21 protein-coding genes and 1 tRNA gene are annotated in these 22,344 nt (G+C 48.0%); 5 read left to right on the top strand and 17 right to left on the bottom strand.

The window, feature by feature from the left end:
* Positions 1-18 precede the first annotated feature (18 nt).
* From ACWHX8_RS02610 to ACWHX8_RS02595, 4 genes are all read right to left on the bottom strand, one after another.
* Entirely contained in the window at positions 19-1,800 is a 1,782-nt protein-coding gene (locus tag ACWHX8_RS02610; protein ID WP_447970419.1) for a hypothetical protein, read from the bottom strand.
* Between the two features lie 1,859 nt (positions 1,801-3,659).
* Entirely contained in the window at positions 3,660-4,055 is a 396-nt protein-coding gene (locus ACWHX8_RS02605) for a hypothetical protein (protein WP_447970418.1), read from the bottom strand.
* 15 nt (positions 4,056-4,070) lie between these two features.
* The gene (pgl, locus tag ACWHX8_RS02600; protein ID WP_447970417.1) at positions 4,071-4,832 is read right to left on the bottom strand and encodes a 6-phosphogluconolactonase; all 762 of its coding nucleotides are present in this window, start codon (positions 4,830-4,832) and stop codon (positions 4,071-4,073) included.
* Positions 4,833-4,949: 117 nt separating this feature from the next.
* Positions 4,950-5,261, bottom strand: coding sequence for a hypothetical protein (locus tag ACWHX8_RS02595; RefSeq protein ID WP_447970416.1), 312 nt, complete (start codon positions 5,259-5,261; stop codon positions 4,950-4,952).
* A gap of 238 nt (positions 5,262-5,499) precedes the next feature.
* Between ACWHX8_RS02595 and fsa the strand changes: the two genes are divergently transcribed.
* The gene (gene fsa / locus ACWHX8_RS02590) at positions 5,500-6,156 is read left to right on the top strand and encodes a fructose-6-phosphate aldolase (RefSeq protein WP_447970415.1); all 657 of its coding nucleotides are present in this window, start codon (positions 5,500-5,502) and stop codon (positions 6,154-6,156) included.
* 71 nt (positions 6,157-6,227) lie between these two features.
* Here fsa and ACWHX8_RS02585 read toward each other — a convergent pair whose 3' ends face one another.
* Positions 6,228-6,977, bottom strand: coding sequence for a uracil-DNA glycosylase (locus tag ACWHX8_RS02585; RefSeq protein ID WP_447970414.1), 750 nt, complete (start codon positions 6,975-6,977; stop codon positions 6,228-6,230).
* Here ACWHX8_RS02585 and ACWHX8_RS02580 point away from each other — a divergent pair.
* Complete coding sequence (locus tag ACWHX8_RS02580; RefSeq protein WP_447970413.1) at positions 6,976-8,313, top strand: glycerate kinase type-2 family protein; 1,338 nt, start codon at positions 6,976-6,978, stop codon at positions 8,311-8,313. The two genes, ACWHX8_RS02585 and ACWHX8_RS02580, sit on opposite strands and share 2 nt — an antisense overlap.
* 48 nt (positions 8,314-8,361) lie before the next feature.
* The gene (locus tag ACWHX8_RS02575) at positions 8,362-8,739 is read left to right on the top strand and encodes a pyrophosphohydrolase domain-containing protein (protein WP_447970412.1); all 378 of its coding nucleotides are present in this window, start codon (positions 8,362-8,364) and stop codon (positions 8,737-8,739) included.
* 44 nt (positions 8,740-8,783) lie between these two features.
* Here the strand turns inward: ACWHX8_RS02575 and ACWHX8_RS02570 are convergent, their stop codons facing one another.
* The 6 genes from ACWHX8_RS02570 to ACWHX8_RS02545 all read right to left on the bottom strand — a co-directional run bounded on the left by ACWHX8_RS02570 (position 8,784) and on the right by ACWHX8_RS02545 (position 14,407).
* Positions 8,784-10,232: a GTPase domain-containing protein gene (locus ACWHX8_RS02570; RefSeq protein WP_447970411.1), complete on the bottom strand. Its 1,449-nt coding sequence runs from the start codon at positions 10,230-10,232 to the stop codon at positions 8,784-8,786.
* On the bottom strand, positions 10,229-11,725 hold the full coding sequence (locus ACWHX8_RS02565; RefSeq protein ID WP_447970410.1) for a DUF2868 domain-containing protein: 1,497 nt from the start codon (positions 11,723-11,725) through the stop codon (positions 10,229-10,231). The genes ACWHX8_RS02570 and ACWHX8_RS02565 overlap by 4 nt, the downstream gene beginning before the upstream one ends.
* Before the next feature lie 411 nt (positions 11,726-12,136).
* Positions 12,137-12,397, bottom strand: coding sequence for a hypothetical protein (locus ACWHX8_RS02560; RefSeq protein WP_447970409.1), 261 nt, complete (start codon positions 12,395-12,397; stop codon positions 12,137-12,139).
* Positions 12,398-12,413: 16 nt separating this feature from the next.
* Entirely contained in the window at positions 12,414-12,560 is a 147-nt protein-coding gene (locus tag ACWHX8_RS02555; protein WP_447970408.1) for a hypothetical protein, read from the bottom strand.
* A gap of 793 nt (positions 12,561-13,353) precedes the next feature.
* The gene (locus ACWHX8_RS02550; protein WP_447970407.1) at positions 13,354-14,004 is read right to left on the bottom strand and encodes a bactofilin family protein; all 651 of its coding nucleotides are present in this window, start codon (positions 14,002-14,004) and stop codon (positions 13,354-13,356) included.
* Between the two features lie 328 nt (positions 14,005-14,332).
* Positions 14,333-14,407, bottom strand: a tRNA-Thr gene (locus ACWHX8_RS02545).
* 248 nt (positions 14,408-14,655) lie between these two features.
* On the opposite strand from ACWHX8_RS02545, the gene ACWHX8_RS02540 reads away from it, so the two are divergent.
* Both ACWHX8_RS02540 and ubiA read left to right on the top strand, forming a co-directional pair.
* Positions 14,656-15,114 carry a DUF2914 domain-containing protein gene (locus ACWHX8_RS02540; protein ID WP_447970406.1) on the top strand — a complete coding sequence of 153 codons (459 nt, stop codon included), beginning with the start codon at positions 14,656-14,658 and terminating at the stop codon, positions 15,112-15,114.
* 125 nt (positions 15,115-15,239) lie between these two features.
* Entirely contained in the window at positions 15,240-16,151 is a 912-nt protein-coding gene (gene ubiA, locus ACWHX8_RS02535) for a 4-hydroxybenzoate octaprenyltransferase (protein WP_447970405.1), read from the top strand.
* A gap of 3 nt (positions 16,152-16,154) precedes the next feature.
* On the opposite strand, the gene ACWHX8_RS02530 is transcribed toward ubiA, so the two are convergent.
* The 6 genes from ACWHX8_RS02530 to ACWHX8_RS02505 form a co-directional block, all read right to left on the bottom strand.
* On the bottom strand, positions 16,155-17,204 hold the full coding sequence (locus ACWHX8_RS02530) for a c-type cytochrome (protein ID WP_447970404.1): 1,050 nt from the start codon (positions 17,202-17,204) through the stop codon (positions 16,155-16,157).
* Complete coding sequence (locus ACWHX8_RS02525; protein WP_447970403.1) at positions 17,201-18,046, bottom strand: ethylbenzene dehydrogenase-related protein; 846 nt, start codon at positions 18,044-18,046, stop codon at positions 17,201-17,203. The genes ACWHX8_RS02530 and ACWHX8_RS02525 overlap by 4 nt, the downstream gene beginning before the upstream one ends.
* Before the next feature lie 47 nt (positions 18,047-18,093).
* A complete protein-coding gene (locus ACWHX8_RS02520) occupies positions 18,094-18,816 on the bottom strand; it encodes a c-type cytochrome (RefSeq protein ID WP_447970402.1) in 723 nt (240 codons plus the stop codon).
* Between the two features lie 21 nt (positions 18,817-18,837).
* Positions 18,838-19,491, bottom strand: coding sequence for a c-type cytochrome (locus tag ACWHX8_RS02515; protein WP_447970401.1), 654 nt, complete (start codon positions 19,489-19,491; stop codon positions 18,838-18,840).
* A gap of 35 nt (positions 19,492-19,526) precedes the next feature.
* A complete protein-coding gene (locus ACWHX8_RS02510) occupies positions 19,527-21,404 on the bottom strand; it encodes a cytochrome ubiquinol oxidase subunit I (protein ID WP_447970400.1) in 1,878 nt (625 codons plus the stop codon).
* A gap of 63 nt (positions 21,405-21,467) precedes the next feature.
* Entirely contained in the window at positions 21,468-22,337 is an 870-nt protein-coding gene (locus tag ACWHX8_RS02505; RefSeq protein WP_447970399.1) for a hypothetical protein, read from the bottom strand.
* Positions 22,338-22,344 lie beyond the last annotated feature (7 nt).

Here is a 22,344-nt window from a genome sequence, read left to right as displayed (position 1 = left end):
CTGCCCCCGATGACGCGATTACTTCATGTCTTCTACCCGAGTGCGAACCGAGGCCCCGTGAATATCGCTATGTTCGGTGCCCGCATAGATATGACCGCCCGGTGCACTGACCGGTGTGTCGTCGATCGTATTGGTGGTGCGCAGTACGGTGGCAAGCTTGCCCCTTTTGCCGCCTGCCAGCAGTCGAATGATTCCAACACCGGGGCAGCTACCCTGCGCTGCATGGGTGACTGAAACGGGTATAGGCCCGCGCAGTGCCACCGCGAGGTACTTGCCATCTGGTGTATTCTCTAGCAGATCTGGTGCGGCATCGTTGGGAGGCAGGGCTGGGTCGCCCGTCGAACCACTTTCTGATGTGACAGACGCGGCATCGCACGGTCCTACGCCATTGCCCATGCCGTTGGCCGAGGCCAGGTCATAGGTCGTTCTGGCCAGGGTTTTAGTATTGATAACCTCAACTATGTTCTGGATGCGATCCACCGTGTGCACGTGCTTGCCGGACAGCGTCCGCGCCATGCCATGGCTGTCCCGTCGGGTGCTTGTCCCTGGAAGCTGCCCGGTCAGGTTTGGGGACGGATCGCCACCCAGGTTGCCAATGGTTGCGGTATTGGCCGCATTACCATCACTGGCATCCGAGTCTTTGTAGACTGTCACCGGCAGGGGTGTGTTCTCTGCCTGAACGGTATTGAACACACGATCATCGAGCGTATAGATGGTGAAAGTCGAATGCACGTTACCAGCGGCTGACGCTGATATGCCGGCATTGAGCCACATGTGATCACCCACCTGAATGCCACCACAACCGGCGCCGTTAATCACTTCCTGCCCGTATTCGCCGACGATAGTCATCGGCGTGGTCCTGGTGTTGGCCACCAAGAGCCCACCACCGCCCATGGTGATATACGCGTAATCGTTAGCAGAAACGATGGGGCAAATAATTACGTTATTAACGCGACCGCCCATATCGCCATCTGTACCGCTGATGCAGCCATTTTCTCGACACTTACCGGCTGGGGTAAGATCGCCCAGATCGGCGTTGCTATAGTCGCCGGTAATCGTACCGATCATGGGGTTGCCTTGCGCATTCTGCCCCAGGTAAACCTTAACCTCCGCTGTCACGGCCAGGTTTTTGCCAACGCCAAGACTGGCAGAACGATTGAAGGCTGCTTGAGTGATGGAACCATCTGTATCGCGGGCGATGTCGATGCGCTCGAGCACTTTACCGTCCAGGTTGGCGATCAGCAGGGCGCTGCCATCGCTGTTCCAAAACGACATGTGCACCCGCTGACCTGAGCTCGTGCCGGTCACGCGAAACAACGCGACGGCTTCCTTGGTCGCACCGTCCATGATTCCTATAAAGCCGTTGCCAGGGCCGAACAGATTAATGTTCATGTAGCGATTCTGTGGATCCGGCAGTGCCCCGTGTAAGCGCCCATAGTCGTAGTCGTCGAGGGACGCACCGGTCACGCCATTGCTATCATGCTCGACCAATGTGCCGGGAAACACATTGAGCAGATCGCAGGGACCGTCACCAGGAGTATTATTTCCATCACAGCCCAGAGGTTGAGCCGTCGTGCCATTGGTGAGCTGGCTATGGATGTCTTCGCTGTTCCATACCCAAATCAAACTGCCTATTGTACCGCGGGCGGGAACACTGCTCACAGAGTTAGACTGATCGGCGCCCCAGACTTCATAGAGTATATTCTTTCCATTTTTCGCACTCACGGGCACCGATAGTAGGACGAGAAGGAAACCTACAGTAAGACTCAGAAAGGTAGGCTTGAGTTTGAAGCGTTTCATTCGGTTCCTCCTTGAGTTATGCATTGCAAGCGTATATCGATCAGCCAAGATGAGTTGCGGGGTTCTAGTTCCGGTTTTCTTGGGCGTTGTAGACACAAGCTCCCCCTCAATTTTTCCAAGAACTGGTGCAACAACAGGCAAGTACATATTAGGTGTGACTACCAGGTCCCGACTCCAAAATGACGAATAATTCACGGAAATTTGCGCCTTCATTCTCGCTGCACCAACTCAGGTGAGTTGTACGAAACGATTCTACTCGCCTACTAAAGAATCACAAAACAGATAATAGAATTGGATTCGCTCAAAATACGACATCTATTCCACTCCACCGAATGGACCACCAGAAATCAAAAGATATAAGACATTTTACAGAAATAGGAAATGGAAACGACCCTTTTCGTCCGACAGCAAAGTATCAAAGGTTTCGCTGGGGGTCAATCTGAGACCCTCACCGGTTGGAACGCGGGCGCTCCCCTTGCAAGTGGTAAAGAGGTCAACATGTTTGCGTTAGAATATAACCTTGATACTGAAAGACTCTTCTACTACAACTACAACGGAAAGCACTACAGGCTTTCTCGATGCTTCCGTACCAACCACTTATAGCCGATTCAATTATAGCGAAACCGCAGAACGTACAGCCGAATTGACTAGACGTACACAACGCAACCATACGCATCGTACAAGCGAATATTCAAAAGCACGGCTATAACTTCCACCTCTTGAAGTGTTTGATACCGCGAAGAGCGTCAGGATTATTCGACTGGACTTGGACACCTGTCATACATGCAGCAGGTAAGCTGTTGAGTTATCAACGTTAAATGTATGGCAAGAGTCGGTGAGTATTCAAAACTATCGTGTCCAAGCATGCCGACCAGGTGACATTTTGGATTCGCTATAATCTTGTCCATCACCTGTTGGAACCGTTGTTTCTCTACTTAAAAAGGGGACATTCTCCTTTTTACTATTAAGGCATACGTCTTGATGATCCCTGACAGGGACGCTCACCCAGATTCATACTGAACTCAAGGTCCAATCACTTTGCCATTCGTTATATCCAGACCTGTCGATCAAACGGTGAGCCTCGTTTGACCTTTTGTCGAATGGCGTCGACGTCCATCTCCCCTCAAATGAGATTATCCCCTTCCCCATTCGGATGGTCGTCTGTACAAAAAAGTTGAATGTCACTTTTTCAATAGAACCTATCCTAAAGTTCTTACCTTATTTGTCAAGAAGAAATTGAGAAGGGAGAAATAGGAGAAAAGCGGATGAGAAGATGACTTTAAAGACCTACTGATATAGATCAATAGGTGGACTTGACCACGGTAGTTCGGTACGCCTAGGCAAATATCTCTGCCTGAACTCATGCACCTCATTTATACCTGTATTACAAGTGACCTAGACCGCGAACGCTCAACGGTCCAGGGGCTCATGACATTACAATATTCAACTCAATCACCTGGCACTTGAACGTCGGGATTACAGGTGCCTAGAACACGAACGCTCAGCAGTCCAGAGGCTCATGATATTCCAATATTCAACTCAATCACTTGGCATTCGAACGTCAGGATTACAGGTGTTCTAGGTGGCCACGATTGTTTTTGGTCTTCAAGCTAATGAACAGACAGCCTTTTATGAGATCAGACCCACCATGACATATCGATTACAGGTGACTTAGATGGCCACGGTGATGCTGACACAGTTCCCGCAATTGACAGACAACCTTTTATGGTATCAGGTCGCAAATGACATATTGATTACAGGTGGGCAGGTGGATACGATAGGTGTGCATTCTCTGGCATGCCTACAGGCAATCTTTCATGATATCAGACACCATGTGATATTTAGATTATAAGTATCCACTACCACTTAGCTTCGGCGGGGGGCCATTCGAGTTCAGCTTGGCGGCCGCAATAGTGGCAGGAAATTTGGTATCGCGCTTTTCGTCGAGGATTGGGGAGGGAATGGAAATGCACAGGAGCCTGATCATGCGGGCATACCGGTTCAAGGTGTAAAAGATGTTCCTCAGTGATCTCAATTAATGCGGCTTCATCCCAGGGAGGATCCACTTGCAACTCCCCGGCTATCTCTTCGTTCCACTTACATTGGGCACAGTGAAAATTGAAAGTTTTCACACGATCATCACGATGTGTACGATCATCAACCGTGACCACACCTTTACACTCCGGAGTTCGACATGTGACGGAGGCTTTATGTAAGGCTTGAATGAATGCCAATGGCGCGTTCATCACATTCATAGTCTTGTGACCCTTTCATTGGGGTTGGAATGTCGTCTTTTCCAAGAGACTCGCGGCCTGTTCATCGATGAGCCAGAGCAACTGACCTGATAGCGGGTTAATGACCTGAGAAGGATATTGGTCTGGGTCCGGAGGCCCCTCTAGTACAGCATGAAGGGCTTTCGCTTTCTCGGTCCCACTTACCAGAAACATGACGTGGCGCGCCTGATTCAGGACGACGGGAGTCAAGGTCACGCGATGGGTTTGAAATTTTTCAACCCAAGGCGCAGCAACCCACCGTGAGGACTCGTGCACCACATCTGTCCCAGGAAACAACGAGGCGGTATGGCCATCTGGCCCCATGCCCAAGAGTATGAGGTCGAAAACAGGCACCTCTTCTGGTGGCGAGTTAAACTCTTCCTGTAATTCGTCCTCATAGGCTTCCGCAGCATCTGAGGCTTTGGGCAACTCCCCTTTCATGCGGTGAATGTGCTCAGGAATCACTGGTACGTGTGACAGTAAAGCTTCCTGTGCCATTCGATAATTGCTGTCCTGATGGTCAGGCGAAACATGTCGCTCATCACCCCAATAGAAACGGATCGTTTCCCAGTCGACCATCGATCGATAGGGCTCCTTTGCCAAGAGTTCATAAAGCCCCTTGGGAGTCGAACCTCCAGCCAATGCCACAACCATCTTTCCAGATCGCGCAACAGCCTTTTCCGCAATTTCACAGAATTCTTTGGCCGCAAGTGAAAAAAGTTGCTGAGAGTCGGACGCCTTGCGAAGAATGCACGTCATCCGATACACCCGGCGGGATTATGAGCCACGCACTGCCAACCAAACGTTTTACAAGGCCACGTTCGAGTACCACAGAAGAATATCCATCCCATCATTGCCTACCTATCCCATCGTGCCTTAGCAGTCCGTGTAATCATACGAATCCAACTTCTCGTCTTTGTCAAAATCTAACGTTATTTCACACGAGTTCGGGGAGAAATTAAAAAATGGGAAATGTTTTTCTCCACCAGCCATCCGGTGATACACCCACGTTTCTCCTCCAAAAAACCGTTGAGATTTCCCGGTGGGCGTCCCCCATTTTTCTTCAAACCACGCCTTATCCTTCCCTTCAAATTCGGCAGGATTTAACGAAGCTTCAAGATAAGGATTCCCCCCACACGCGGATACCATCAATCCAATCACTAGCACACCAACTAATCGTCCAATCACATCACACCCCCATACCACCCATCATGTTATAATGCAGAATGTCGTCTTGATTTCGTTCCAACTGACAATTGAGGGCTTCGTTGCCAGATACGATAGACATAACCTTAGTAAAATTCTAGCCCTTGCAGGGAGATTCGTCAAACAAAGACCAATCAAATGGCACTCTTCGAATTGTGTAAACAACTATCCTCTGCTTACAATAGATAGTATTTCTCACATCAACACCAAAGGATAGACTATGAAAATTTATCTCGATACCGGCAACATCAAAGAAATTCGGGAAGCCGCGAGCTTTGGAGTTATTGATGGCATAACAACAAATCCTTCACTCGTCTCGAAAGAAGGACGGGACTTTAAAGATCTTCTGCTCGAGGTTTGCAGCGTTGTAGACGGTCCGATTAGCGCCGAAGTGGTCAGTGTGGATGCTGACGCCATGGTGCAAGAAGGGCGGGAACTGGCTAAAATTCACAAAAATATCATCGTCAAATGTCCCCTGATTCCTGAGGGATTGAAAGCCACCAAACAACTTGCCAGCGAAGGGATTCGCGTCAACGTCACGCTCTGTTTTTCACCGGCTCAAGCACTACTTGCGGCAAAGGCTGGGGCCTGGTGCGTCTCTCCATTTATCGGCCGCCTGGATGATATCAGCAGTAACGGCATGGAGCTCATTCGGCAAATTGTGACCATCTTCACCAACTACAACTTCCCCACTCTGGTCCTGGTCGCCAGTGTGCGCAGCCCGCAACATGTTGTCGAAGCCGCACTGGCCGGCGGACACATTTGCACCTTGCCCTTTAGTGTCTTTCAGCAGCTGATCAAACATCCATTGACGGATAGTGGGTTAAAAAAGTTTCTCTCTGATTGGGAAAAACAAAATTCACCCAAAACGTCTTAAGCAGATGAAGTGTGAAGTGTGAAGGGAAGCCTCTTCTTACCCTGCATCGCTTCACGTTTCAGGCCTTCGCGTCACGTCTTATTTTTCAATACAGAACGCGCTTGTTGAAAGACCTCATAAAACATCGGGCGCGTGAGCTTGCCCGTGAAGGTATTCTGTTGGCTCGGATGGTATGACCCAAGCAACGTCACATGCCATGGGAGGACATAGGAGACTCCATGACCAAATTTAGGCTTCGGCGAAGGAACCGCAAAGCCTAACTCTTGGCATGTCTTGAGATATTCATCAAAGGCTATTTTGCCAAGAGCGACAACCACTTTGACACCCTTCAACAAACGAAATTCTTCTTTAAGATACGGCCGACAGGCATCAAACTCCTCTTTGAGAGGTTTGTTAGCCGGTGGAGCGCAACGTACAGCCGCAGCAATATAACAATCCTTCAATTTCATACCATCCTTCGCATGAGTGGAATCGGGCTGGTTCGCGAAACCAAATTGATGGAGTGCGTCATACAACCAATCGCCACTTCGATCACCAGTGAAGACTCGTCCCGTTCGATTTCCCCCATGCGCCGCCGGTGCCAGCCCAACAACAAAGAGCCTTGCCTTTTGATCACCAAATCCCGGTATGGGCCGCCCCCAATAGTCCCAATCTTGAAAGCGCTTGACCTTGACTCGCGAAATTTCACGACGGTACTTCGTCAAGCGCGGACACAACGTGCAATCAGACACCGTTTGATGTAAAACCTTGAGTGATGACATTGCAACGATGGTACCATAGGAGCCGAATACACTCCCATACCGGCAACTCACTTTATCCATGACCATTCACTTTCCCAACCGACACACCAAATTTATTCTCAAGCAACTCATCCAGGCTGGACTCACAGCGGCAGATCCGGGAAAAGGCATTCACAAGCATTGCACGAGACAAGGGGAAACCGTATGGGTCCAACGACGACGGTATGACCTGACACGATATAATCGGATTGTCTGCATCGGAGCCGGGAAAGCCTCGGCACGCATGGCCAAGGCGTTGAGACAACTTCTTGGCAAGCGGTTGGAAGGTGGAATCATTGTTGTCAAAGATCTTCCCAAACGGCCGATGCAGCATATCGAGGCGTTTCAAGCCGGCCATCCAACTCCAGACTCCAGAAGCACCCGCGCAGCCAAGGCTCTCCAGCAATTGCTGAAATCTCTGACCGCTCAAGATTTACTCATTGTGCTTATTTCAGGTGGAGCCTCAAGTCTTGTGGCCGCCCCAGCAGAAGGCCTGACGCTCAAGGACAAACAACGTACCACACAATTGCTTCTCCGAAGTGGAGCCAGTATTCAGGAAATGAATGTCGTACGGAAACATCTGTCGGCAATCAAAGGCGGGAAACTCATAGCCTCCACTTCGGCTACCGTCCTGAGCCTTATTCTTTCTGACGTCATCGGCGATCATCTCGAAACCATTGGTTCAGGATTGACGGCCGCGGATCCAAGCACATTTCTTCAGGCTCGCCATATTCTTGAGCACTATAGTCTCTGGAAACGTTTACCCCTCGCGGTTACGCATCATATTGAACAGGGCATAGATGGAGTCGTACAGGAAACGCTCAAACCGGAAGACCCACGATTGAAACGAGTCCAGAATGTTATTATTGGAAATAATCAATTGGCGGTACGCCACATTGCAAAAACAGCCAAAGAGTTAGGTCTTCGCCCTGTCGTCCAACCGACTGCCTTGCAAGGTGAGGCCAGAAAAGCTGGAACCTTGATCGCAGCCTTTGCTAAACGTATACATAAATCTGCATCTTCAATCCGACGCCCTGCCTGCGTGATCTGGGGCGGTGAACCGACGGTAACAGTCACAGGTAAAGGCACAGGAGGCCGAGCTCAAGAATGTGCGCTCTCTGCGGCTCTTGGCATATCTGGACTCTCCAACATGATTGTGGCAGGGTTTGGGACGGATGGATCCGATGGCCCAACTGATGCGGCGGGCGCAATAGTCGATGGCACCACGATAGCCAGAGCACACCGTAAAGGCGTCAATGCCATGAATGCGTTGAAGGCTCATGACAGTTATTCATTCTTTCAACAAGCCGGAGGTCACATCACGACAGGTCCCACTGGAACCAACGTCAACGACATCTATATCTTATTAGCACTCTAAGTACACCCCCTCTTTTATAAGGAGGGGAAAAGGGAGGTAGACAAACACGTGAACGAGGCTCAACAAATGGTGTTCGCATTCCATCAAGAATTTGATATTCATATCGCCGATCAACCAACAACCCTGGACGAACCCACGCAAACGTTAAGAACTCGTCTTATCCAAGAAGAATTCGATGAACTCCAAGAGGCCATGAAAGCCAAAGACCTTCCGAATATCGCGAAGGAACTCGCCGACCTTCTCTATGTGGTGTACGGCACCGCAGTCTCGTGCGGCATTGATATGGAACCTATTTTTCAGGAAGTGCATCGCTCGAACATGAGCAAAATAGGAGGACATAAACGAGAAGACGGGAAATGGGTCAAACCTCCAACCTATTCGCCAGCGGATATCTCACCCATTCTTACAGCACAGAACATTCGCTAGAAGAGAATGTTGCATCAGACCTCGGACACACAGGGTTGGCTGTATTACACATGTATATCTTTGCTAGCGGGATACAATTCACAAAGAACCGTGCGGGCCACAGACTCAAGTCGCGATGTAAGAATGCGAGTTCGTTCGTTCACATCGTGAGATTCACGCTCATGGTCTGCTTCCCATATTTGCTGAAATGCTGACTGCTCGCCTTCATACCCTTTTCGGATCACCTCTTGCCAAACGAGGGGGCTAGCTTGATCATCCTGAAAATTTCCACGGCCTCGACCAAAATGGGCTACCGCCATATAGCGTAGAAGAAGATCTTGGGTCAGTGTATGAAGAAACTCCGGCACCCATCGAATGGTTAAGATCTCTCCTATTTCTACGTCTTTTCCCCAGGCTGCTAAACCTAATGCACCAAGAAATGCGCCAGTCAACGCAAACAGTCCTAACGACATTCCTCCCGTTGCAGCATCAATGGCTGCACCAGCGGCAGTGCCTGCGGCAGCCCCTCCAAAGCCTCCCAACGCCGCACGACCTAAGGCCTCCTCCATGACTGAAGACTCTATTGGAACGGTGACATCGTGTAATTGTGATTGAATTTTGATAGCGGCCTCACCTTCCAACCCATGCCACTCGATTAAATCTTGCATTGCAAGACGAATGTCCTGTTCAAGCCGATGACACAAATCTTGAGCGGCGCGTTTGATTTTTACCTTTCGAAGTTGTCCTGTCTCACTCACGACTTCCTCATCGCTCATCGCCCGCACTAAGACTTGGGCTAACCGGTTCATAGACTTCTTGAAGACTTCGGTATTTTGGACCTTCCAACTCTCAGTCAAACGCCCCATGGTCTCTTGAGCCATTGAAGGGAGCAGTTCCCGGACATGTTCCAGTAGCATGCCTTCAAGCACCCAGCATCGCGAAAAACTATCAAGGCTCACAATGCCTTGCACGACAGCATACGGCTTGAACAAATTATGCCAATCACGTTCACACGCTTCTCGTTCTTGCGTTCCACTCTCGGAACCGATTTGATTCAGAACCACCAGCACGGGCTTCTGCAGCCAATCAAGGAGTTCCATTTCCGGTTGTATATACCCGCTCGCCAGACTTGGATCTTCTAACGCATTGACAAGATACAGCACCACATCAGCTTCATCTCGCACATTTTTGAGAGCTTGCTGACTACACCATAATGGGCGATCCTTGAAACGGTCCCATACGTGCGCAATCATCCATCCGATTGGATGTTCTTGCCTCTGCAATACCTTCAACAGTTGAACCGAATTACCAAATCCCGGTGTATCCCAAATATGTAATCGTGCCCCATCATGAGTCTCTAACCACGTGAACTTCTCATTCTGATCGGTCACATGCGCTTGATCCAGTACTTTTCCGACATCACGACGCAGCAGCGTCCTCACCAATGTGGTCTTCCCGATATTGGTGTGCGAAATAATGGAGAGAGTAATATCCGACGTGACCGTCTGACTCACAGTACCTCTTGAGAATGTGCCGGCCATAATTTTCCCGTCGCCTGCTTCAGCAGCTCATCGTTTTCGATTGCTGAAGAAAAGAACAGAGGCTCTATGCCATGCCCGCTCATGAAACGTTGCCAAGATTGCATTCGTTCCTGTTGTCGCTGTTGATTCATTCCCTTTTGATATGTTCCGGTAAGAACGACAATCAACAGCGATCCCCCTGCAGACCAACATGCGACATGATCTTGCATGTGTTGAAGAAATGCGCCATGCACCTCATGCTCAGGTGTCGTTGTGACATCAAAGATTATGAGCACCCGCAGGGGAATGCGTTTCTCTATTTTCATAGAATATTCCACTTCTCCATAGGGAAGTGAAGATCGTGTCTGCACGGACGAGGCATTCCCGAACATTTGCAAACACCATCGTTCAAGACGTTCGGTTAGAGAATGATCGAGTTGACATTGGTACGGCAACACCTCAACCCAGATTCCATTGCCCCGAAAGGGAGCCAGCATTCGCTGAAAATACGGTTCGTCTAGTGGAAGCGTCAACGACTCGAATTGCGTCATCGCTATTCGTCTTGTAATAAGCGCGAGAACGATTCTTGGTATCACGATAACCAGCAGACACGTCACCGCCCACAGATGAATCCAGACTGCAGCGTTTTCACTCCCAGGCGCCCTAAGCGTCGCCAACATCTGCAGAGAAGGAAAATCCACGCCTAAGATGATTGATGCTGGGAACAAAATTATGCCGAGAATACCATGAACCTGTTCGGTTTCAAGAAAAGTACTCTGCCAGCTCGCACGATATTCAAAGGCAAACCCTCGCAGGTACATCCCGAGAATAACTCCCACTGCGAGGACGGCCGCCGCTCCATGCAGAATAGACTTGCCTTGTAGACGAACGGCCCGCCCCACAAGCGAACTCCACAGGCTAAAAAATCGCGTCAAAGATGCGACTATCCAGTGTTTTTCTTCCGGGCTTTTTCGTTGAACGATACGGACGTTCAGTTGTGAAATTGCAAGCCCCGATGTCGCTAGCCACTGTGCGAGACCCTCAACTCGAGCATTCGTTCTTGCGCGTGACACGAGCCAATTCATGCCCGACCACATATACAGACCAATATTCCACAGCACCAAGGCAAGCAATGGAAAATGTAAAAGATTGATATGTCCCTCTGGCCCAATCGGGTCGGTCAAGAACCCTCCGATCATGGCCAGGGTACCAATCAAGACAAGCGGAATGTGCCGCTGAGTCAAACGACGCGTAAGACGGAAAACCGAGTATCGCCTTTCGAGTGTAGCCGTAAGACGTTCCGCACGGTCTATGACAAACCGTTCTTCCGAAACACGTAAAGCTGCATCCGTCTCAGCAGACCCATGGGTTTCACGAGCGAGCTTTTCTGCTCGTTGCCGATCATGAAGCGAAAGAAACTGTCCGGCAGGATCTTCTTCCTCACAACTCCACGTGATGACAATTTTCGAGAGAGTATCTACGTCCATGTATGATTATAGGCAAGTAGAGATTTTCATTGACTCATGAAAGTGTAGCAGGTTATTGCGATTGCTGGAATCTCACAGTGACAGCAAAAACACACCTCAACTATGGTCTTACCCTACACTGCTGGTCTCTGTTGAGAGGTGCAATCGCTGCATTCCGCCTATTATCAAGCCATCCTTCTATTTCAAAATATCATCGATCACTATTAAGCGATGTCGTCCGAAAAACGCAAGCGGTAGGCTCACCGTTCAAGACAGACATCTGCGTTTCAACACTACCGATACGGACGATCGGGAAAACGGAATAGCCTTCAGTAGTCATGAATACGATGATAATGCGGGGAAGAGATGAGGGGAGATCACGTTCATGTGGGGTACATTCCCATTAAATTGGAATGCCCCCACGCAACACTTCTATGGAATTTTCGTCTTGGCTCGAGACCGAGATTTTCTTTCGACGGTAGCAGTCGTCAGACTCGTCTTGTGTGTTGGCGAAGCCAACTCACTCAGGACGTCACTCGGTCTATTGGCGACGGCTCCGGATATACCTTGATACACCTTTCTCGCGGCTTCTGACCACTTTGGATTAAAGGGAGCACCTCGAAATGCCGCCTCAGCAGCTTTTTTTTCATCATGGGTGAGTGGTCGTACTGTTTGCTTTGTCGATGTTGACATTGTGCGTCTCCTTTTCTTAATGAACTAAGGGCCTGGGTTCCTTTTCCGCTTGCACCCGTCGACCACAATTTAAACACGCGTAGTAAAACATTTTAAGCCCAACTTCAAGGTCAACCGCTCGTTCAATGACCATCGACCCTTGGCACTTATCACATGTCTTCATGTTGTCCTCACTCTCTATGCTACAAGTTGTGCATTCCTAGGTTAGCTTGAGCAAGGGGCATGCCCATGTTGTTTTTCGGCATAGAACTGACACAATGCACAAGAATACCTAGCACTTAAAAATAAGGAAGAGCGTGAGAACGTTCTTTTGCGTTTGAGAAGAAAGGTGGGACGAAACAATCGTGTAAATCTGACTGACGACCCTACAACAAAGGATAGTCCATAGCTCCAAAAGGCTCCTAATTCCAGAGAGTTAGCCAGGAACAGTCCGTGTCAGGTCATCTTACTTAGGGACACGCTGCGGACTGGTGAATCCATCAACCAACAACGACATGCAATCTGACACACCAGATGACAAGAACGGAAGGGAAACGGATGGATAACTGGGTTGCGTGAATGAAAGGCCGCTATAGCCGTTCCAGTTATGCCGAATCTGCATGTCGTCGCACTGAATGCGGATTGACCCATCGTGATTGAAGCGTCAATCGCCTGTAGGTCATCCAGGCGGGCATAACCTTCCTTACGTTCAGGCGGCACAACGTGTGTTTTTGCGCTGTGTACATGATGTAAATTCGGTTGGAAGCTCTTTGGTATCACTATAGTCTAAAGACGCGGGAACATTCTCAGTATCAGACAAACTATGACAACCAGCAAGACAATCTCTATGGCCGTTCAATACAGTGAGAATGTGCGTGACAAAATAGAAATGGGCAGCCACCTGACTCACAACGTATCCTGTTGTCAACCAGAAGACTGCCCATCACGACAAGCGATAATATGAGTGGATTGCTGTGTTACTTCAAGGCATTACCAGATTCAGGTTTGGTTGAAGAGCCATTTGTTGAATTTTTGTCAGTATTGGTATCCGTTCCTGTAGACTCGGAAGAACTGGCTGAGGTTTCTGAACCTTTATTCTTTTTCCCGGCATTGCTGAAGTTTTGACCGGTATTGCCATTGGGTTTTTGGTACGGAGCCGGCTCCTTATACTTCATCGCTGACTGGTCACTGGAAACACCGCTGCCCGAATTCATGGAAATATCTCCATTAAACACGACACCAATTTCCATTGATAACTCAGGAGTCCTCAAGGAACCATCCATGATAGCAGTAGAAAGAAGTTGCACCTGTTTATTGGCTACAATGTCGCCATTAACCTTCCCTTTACTAATGACTGACCCGGCATTCACTTTGGCACTGATGACTGCCTGTTCACCGATTAATAACGTCCCATTCGTGTGAATTTGTCCATCCATGTTTCCATCGATCTGGACACTACCTTCGTAATAAATTTCTCCTTTAAATTCCACTCCAGGACCAATAAACGCTACGACCTCACCTTTGCCGTCTACCGGTTGAGTGGGAACCTGAAATGTCTTCTGTGATTCTAAGGCTCCGTAACTCGTCACAGTTTGTGTCGGTACGTCTAATTCGCTAACGGTTGCCATAAACTCTCCTCCTAAGGTTCATGAGGATACCGGCTCATGCCGTGACCCTACTATGGGTGTGTGTAAAAACGCTTTCGTGTTTCCTGTCCATAGTGTAATTCTATCGGCAATTCATCCAAGCGGCTTTAACATCAATTTTGATGCGTTCAGTCTTTCAATGTTCAATACGGAATCCGCTAACTGTGCACGATTTTTCCATGATTTTGCGTGTTTTTTCTCATTGCGTACCCACCCACAAGTCAGCTTGAATAGAGCTGCCGACACGACCGATCGCGACATTCAGACAGCCATGTAGGGGAACCTATATGAAAAAATAATACGAGTAAACTGGAGCCGGCGAGTGGGATTGAACCACCGACCTACGGTTTACGAAACCGTTGCTCTACCACTGAGCTACGCCGGCCCTGGCTCGTTGACTAGTCAAGGAGAGAAGGGCAAAACATTGATGGGAAGTCCTGAGAAAATTGAAGGATTGCTGGACAACCGTAGCCATTTTATACCGTTCTTAAGGAGGAGGCGTCAACTTTCTTCGTTTGCCTTTCCTGAAAAGGCTTTCCCGGAGTTAGTCGTTGACAAGAATAGCCCAATATCCTAAGTTGAGGACACAATTATACTGTATTGTCAGTCACTTAACTGATAGGGGTAGTCCTCGTGCGTTTTCTCTTAACGTTATTGATTCTTGGAACCAGTCTCATATATAGCGGCTACGCGTGGGCTGACTTTGAAGTTCTTGATGTTTCGTTGGCCAGTTCTATTCGGAATCGAGAACCCTCGACTCCAGTCTTGCCAGCGGCACATTGCGAAAAGGATAAAAATGGTCAATCCGACCTCCCAGTCGTGAATTCTTTAGTCCGACGCAAAATCTTCTTTTGGACACGCATTGCTTCTTCTTCAGAAGGAGCCATTCGCCACACATGGCATCAACATTTGGAAAATGGCTGGGAGACAATAGCCGAAGTGAACCTTCCAATTACACCATCACCAGGGTATCGAATGTGGAGCTCAAAAGCTTTGCATAGAGGTAATCCAATTGGAGATTGGATGATTGTCGTGGCACCATCCCATGATCCAGAGCATGTGCTCTGCATCACACGATTCAGCGTAAAATAGTGATGATGTCCGCTTGCATGCTATGAGCGTCTTCGTCTCTACGACCATAGACCTTACCTTCTATTCTTACAATGCGACGGCCGTTCGCTCAATGAACCGGCTCCCGTAAGGGACATGTCTCCCAAATGTTCAACGCATTCCCCACTCCTTCAGTAGATTCTTCGTCAAAATTACCTCCTCAAACGCCATCCATCCTTTCGGCATATGCTCGACTGATTCGACTCCGCAATCAAAGTGGAACATTGTTGCTTGTTCTTCCATCACTCTGGGCTTTAGTTTTGGCATCAGAAGGAAATCCAGACTTTACGCTCATAGCGATCTTTATGCTCGGATCGTTTTTCATGCGAAGTGCCGGCGTCATTTTCAATGATCTTGCAGACCGATCGATCGACCAAAAGGTTCATCGCACCAAACACCGCCCATTAGCCAGTGGAGCGCTTACACCTGGTCAAGCAATAGGCTTGGCTTCACTGATCATCGTATTGGCAGGTGTCTTGGTCTGGCGTTTAAATCCATTAACCATGGCCTTAAGTCCAATTGCCTTGCTACTCGCCGCGATCTATCCCTACGCCAAACGATATATTCACATCCCACAATTCATCTTAGGAGTCGCTTTTGGCTGGGGCAGTGTAATGGCCTGGTCGGCAGTACGCAATAATCTTGATACCACGGCATGGCTGCTCTTTGCAGCAACAATATGTTGGGCAATTGCCTACGACACGATCTATGCGTTACAGGACAAAGAGGATGACCTACAAATCGGCGTTAAGTCATCAGCGATACTCTTTGGATCCTATGTTTGGCTTGGAGTCGGAACGTGTTCCGCGCTAACGATTGGGTTTGTAGGAATGGCCGGATGGACAATGGGCTTAGGGCAAGTTTTTTATGGAGGGCTTGCTGGAATTAGCGTATTTTTAATCTACCAATCCTTGATCCTCGTCAAGAAGCAACCTACACATGTGTACTTTTCAATGTTTAAACAACACGTGTGGGTGGGAACAGCGATACTCGTAATCTTCTGGCTTGGGTTCGTCTAAACCCTATTCTTCTGAAACAACAGGAGCGATGGATTTATCAGGTTTTGGAGCTCGAAGTGTTTCGAGATACGCCGTCACTGCCCTGGCATCCTGATCATTGAATCCCAAATTAGGCATTTTGGTGTGTTTTTTAATACCTTGCGGATACATCAACCATTTATAAACCCATGTTGCGTTTAACCGAAATCCAGCTCGATCTAACACGGGCCCGACAAGGCCTCCTTCTCCCGCAATGCTATGACAACTATTACACCCGTATTTATTGAAATAGAGATGCTTTCCAGTTTCCTCTAATGTTACCCGCTCTTCATCGGACACCGTCAGGTCTGGACGCGCAACCGTCATTTTAGGGCGTTTGGCAAATCGTTCAAACGCGAGCTTCGCTTCATTCTGTTTAATAGCAGCCTGCGTTGCAACTTCTTCTTCAGGCAATTCGATTTCTTCTGCTTCAAAATCCTCATCGCCAGCCGCTTCCGCAGCTTCCTCTGCGGCTTCCACTTCGGCATCTCTCTTGGCTTCTGCAGCTTCAAGTGCCTGTGAGGCTGTCTCAAGAACTTGAGTCGCTGATTCAAGTTCGGACTCCAATTGCTGACGTCGTCCCTCCACATCGAAGGTAAAGTCACCTCCATGAAGTGACCGTACATATCGAACAAGTGTCCAAACTTCCATCTCTGAAAGTGTATACTTGAAGGTCGGCATCGTCGCCACACCAAAGTAGTCCACATCATCGACAACTTTTTGATCGGTCGTATCTTTCATGTCACGGGAAATTGCATTAAATATGTCTTCATCGGAGATCGAGTCGCCCATGGATGAATCAGAAAGGTCTTTTGGTGGCGGAAATTCCATATTCGATAAGCTATCCCAATTAAATCCTTCTCCCTGCCTTCCAGACTCTCCATGACAATGCATGCAATAATGACGATAGATCTTTTTTCCTTTTGCCGTCTGTTCATCCTCAAACAAGGCACAGCCATTCACGATGAACAAAAGACCCAAGCTGACCACTAACGGCCATACCCACCGACGCCTGGACTGCTGCGAGAGATTCATACGGCCTGTCCTTTACGAAGTTTTCTGATGAGGAAAAATTCAAACGCTGCGGCAATTAAGAGCCCCAATACTACATAGCCAAAAATAGAATTATCTGGTGCTGGCTCAGCGCGAATCGACCACCACGAAGACACAGCCTTTTGACTGCCTTTTTCTTTCACGGCACCATCAACAAGTTTTCCGTCCCAGAAGGCAAAAGCCACGCTGGTCCAAGTCCCTGGAGTAATTTGAATATCATGCTCATCGCCGGTTTCAAGAGGTCGTGAAAACACGACATTCCATGTTCCATCTTCCCAAATACCTTTAGCGGAGACATCTTGCTGTTCTTGAGGTCTGAGGGTTTTGAATCCCTTCGCACTCATATCCGTTGCTGTACCTGTTTCATTTTTCCAGTACCAAATATTAACCGGTCCGCCTTCGACTAAAAGCATCTCTTGCCCATGAGCAAAATGCGCTTTTTGATCACCAACCATAAACTCTAAAGCCGCCGCATCTGCAGCGTCTTGCGTTGGATCTTGATATTCCACACGAATGGCAATGTTCTGTCCATCGTGTAGACCACGAACTTTCACTGTCTTGACTGTCGCTTCTTGTAAACGATCAGGCCAGTGGACTTGAGGAGACAAATTGAACTCTGACTCAGCGACAGAATCCCAAGCTGAGGCTTGTGGATCGTCAATTGGCACAGCGCTTTCAGACAAATAGACTCGAACCGAGACGCTGGCTGGGGCACCTGCTGGAGGTGGATCGCTGCCATACACAGAACTTGTCAGGAACACGAAAAAAACACCCACAAGCGTGAGACAAAATCCTGTGCTAAAACGTGTGAGCCAGTGTTTCATATTCTCATACCTATCTACCATCGGTTCACCTAACCCAATTGAATCTTTTATTCTTCTTCTTCCCATGTTCTCGGAGATTGCCCGGCGCCATCGTATTCACCGATTATTACTTTCCATATTTTCTCATCGGTTAACTCATGTTCCCATCGTGGCATTGCCGACTTCCACGGCATTCCTTCAATTGGTAGGCCCACACCACCTTTTTTTATTCGCCAGAACAAATATGATTCTTGTAGTTGAGCGATTGTTCCCGGGTCTGCAAAGTTTGCTGGTGGAGGATTAAAGCCTGGAGCAGCCGTTCCTTTCCCATCAAAATTTGGACCATGACACGGTGAACAGTTGGCAGCATAGATACCTTTACCCTCTTGTATGTTTTGCTCATTCGCAGGATAGGGATTCGCTAAACCAACAAATTCTCCTGGTGGCGCTGGATGAATGGTCCTATTCTCCGCAGGCGGTAAATCACTTGGCGCTAGCTTCGTATAGGTTTGCCATCCAACAAGAAGAGGAAACACGATCAAGAGCAACAGTCTCGCCGATTTGGCCGGGCCATCGATTTCACCGGATAAGAAACGATAAATTGGCCCCATAAAGGACTCCAATCCACCAGCACTCATCGTTTGGTAAATCATGGCACCACTAAGCGTAATCGCCAAGTATAAATAAATAAGGCTTGCTGGCAATGGTGCGGTAAAGAGAGGAAGAAGAAACGCCAAGAAGACATAGACTCCTACGAGAAGAATCGCTGTAGAAACAAGTGGGCCTTTCATAACGCTACTCCTAATTAAGAATTATTTGGAGCCCTTGGTCGTGGCTTGCGCGACGACAACGGAAGAACTGGCTTTGCCTGTGCCATGAATGGCAACGGTCTCTTCTTCTTGGTCTGACTCAGGGCTCAAAATGTCTTCGACTTTAATACTAATCGGTTCTCCACTCATCTTTTGAAGAAATGCAATGACCGAGTATATCTCTGGCTTGCTTAGAGCAATTGGATTTTTGTTGATATACGGCATTTGCGCTGGATACTCTTCCGGTAATTGATCATGCCGAAAGTCCAAATAGATATATGCCTGTGGATCGGTCAAACTCTCATAAATAAACTCTGGAGCAAGCTTTGCGCCTATCCCGGCAAGGTCGGGACACCGCGCAGATTCACTCGGTCCAATAGAATGACAGAGCGCGCACTGCCCTTTACTGAAAAATATTTTTTGCCCAAGAGAGGCAAGATCATCAGGAGACTTCACACTAGCAATGTCAAACGATTCAATGGCAGGGGGAAGAGAAGCCATTTGAGGAACACTCAGAGCCATAAGGCTAAATGACCCAAGCACAATAATGACAAATCCAATGACACGAAGAAATTTCGATTTAATGAAAAGGAGGATACTGATACCCAGCCCTACAACAATCAATCCAATTAATTGTAGTAATGCAACTTCACTCATGGTGCCTCACTTTTCATTGTTACCTTCATGACAATTCAGAAGCCTGTCTCTCTTGACGAAAGTTCATCCTGTCTCGGAGACCCTCCAGCCATTGCTGGCGCAGCGCTTCCCATAGGTGGTACTTTCGCTTCCTGTCCGCCTGGAGGTTGATTCTTCGCTTTATCACCTAATGTTGCGACCCAAAAGATAAATGCAGCTAATAGACAAAACACAAAGGTGTTTAGTGACATAAATGCTGCGGCATAGCCCAATGCTGGAGAGTAGGCATATTCAGATGTATCGCGCATGACACCGTAAATATGCCAGTGAACCCGAGAAGACGATCGTGCATAACCCATCAAGGACATCAGCAAAATAACCATTACCGCATTCAAGACTAAGCTATAACCAGCCCGAACTGGCATCTGACCCCACACCATTTCTGTGGTTGTTTTCGCACTTTTCATCAAGAGAGCCGTTAACGGTGTAAAGGTTACCATGATGAATATCACAATCAGCACTTGTGCCACTGAGAAATAGTTAATTCGTATAATTGCAGGAACAAAGTATCCCCAGACACCAAGGACGATAACCGCAATTCCAGCAATGGCTAATAATACTCCCATCAAGGCTTTTGCGGCTTTTGCCCATCCTGCCGTTTCAACTTTTCCCGCCCGCCAATACATAATGAAACTCATAAACGTGACGAGAATCATGAGATTCGACACGGTCATTTTGGCTGACATAACTCCAAACACTCCAAGGAGTGGATGGTGAGTACCTCCCATTTTTTGAGCTTCTGCTAAGCTGGCAACAAGCGAATGGGGAGTCATCCAAACTGCAAGGCAGGCCAAGAGAACAACCAACATGGCCATGATTGGTTTCTTATATTGACCTTCAGAACCAGGTATTCGATGAGCAATACCTAGCCAAAAATAATAATTTGCCCCGAGAAACAACACACCTATAAGCATAGCCTGAAGAATAAAGAGCCAGGCTAAGAACCCCCCCATCAGCGTAATGCCCATTTGCTGATTGTACTGATAGATTTCTCTCATTAACCAATAGCCAGCAAATGGAAGCGGCAACATTCCGAATACACCGATGAAGTTACCTACATATCCCATCCAGTCATAATGCTCTTTTTCTTCTCTTGTGACCGCCAGGAGGTACCTGACGCCTGCATACGCCCCGCAGATAAATCCGCCAAGCACCACATTCGCAATTAATCGATGGATATTGACTGGCCACCATGTTGGATTTTGCATGGCTGCCCAAGCCCTTTCTATAGCGGTCCCATCGGCAACGACAACTGGGCTGGCCTGAAACGTCGCCCATGCATTTGGAACAATCATAATTCCGAGTGCAAAGAGATTGAGTAACAGTCCAAGAAAAATATGAAAAGCTTTTTTCCGACCCTGCATTGCATCCCATCCGTACCAATACATGTACAAAGTCGCAGTCTCAAGAATGAAGAGGATGCAATAGGCAATAAATGACGGGAAAAAGATATCGGTGAGATAGGCCATTAACTTTGGATAGAGTCCAACGAGAAGAAATAGTAGGATTCCTCCAAAAAGAGCCGTTGTGGCATATGCTGATGTTAAAAGTTTTGTAAATTCCTTTGCGAGCTTGTCATAGCGTGGCTCATTTGTCTTCCACCCGACGATTTCACACACCCAGGCAAAGATTGGAACACCCAACACAAACCCGGCAAGTAATAGATGCTGCTGGGCCACGATCCAAATAATGTTGCGGCTACCAATACCAGGCAGATCCCGATACTCGACCGACATTGCCTGCGTTGCGGCATCTTGAGCCCAAGCAAGGATTGGGAATAGGAGAAGAATAAGTAATCCACCCCACTTGAGAAGAGATACCCCCGATATTGGAAAGGTTGAATTCCTGAGGATATGTAGAGGTCTTCCGTACATGATTACTTTCTCCTCACCCACACGTTATAAAAAACCATGAATACCCGGTCATTTTATACCCCGTTATTTAGGGGGAGATGGTGCTTTTCCCTCTGTCGTTTTTTCAGGCTTCTTTTTTTCGTCTGGCTTTCCACCGTCGGCGTCTTGTTCTTTTTCTAACTCAACAATAGTTAATTCTGCTTTCTTAAGCACCTTCTCTGTATTTGCTAAGACCTCTAACGGCTTTACAGGCGGCTCTATCTTTACCACATTTGAATACACATATTCATCATGTGGATGAGGCGTTGTTTCTGGCAACAAGCCCCAAAAAAGAAATACCATGACAACCCCGACAAACGTAAACGAGGTTAAGAGAAGCACCTGATCGGCAGGAATACGAATTTTATCCCAAAAGTGAACGATTTGCTCAAAGTTACCGTCTTTCGATGTTGAGGCATTGACTTCTCGTTGAGCCAATGCGCCTAACCCGTAGAACCATCCTACCGTGAGCAACACCAATACCGCACTGGTGACACTCCCCCACATGACTAGTTCAATGGTGATTTGCTCGGCAACAGGAATCGCCCAGACACTTTCTTTAATTGTTTCGACAATACTGGTCGTGATGCTTTTTGAAATGGACTTCACAAACCCGACGGTAAAGTACAAAAGTGGCAAATAGATGACACTAAATAGTGCCCACTTCCACCACAACCTCAAGCCTAATCCTGGCTTTGAATCAATACTGAGCCGTTCCAACAAGACCGTTCTTGCACAAAGACCTAACGCCCAAATATCAATAGGGATGGAAAGGAGTAGAAGGAATTCAATCCCTAGACCTTTCCAGGGACGTAGTCCACCCGCAAGAAGCAGGAGACAGATAACCATCTTTATGGGAAAGCCAGTCCAGAAGGTAGGCCAAAAAACTAAGAGCCCAAGCTTTGTATTAGACATGTGCAAT

The sequence above is a fragment of the Nitrospira sp. M1 genome (genome assembly GCF_965152605.1).
Note: the sequence above shows the minus strand (reverse complement) of the source record. Positions and strands in the feature narration are given on the sequence as shown.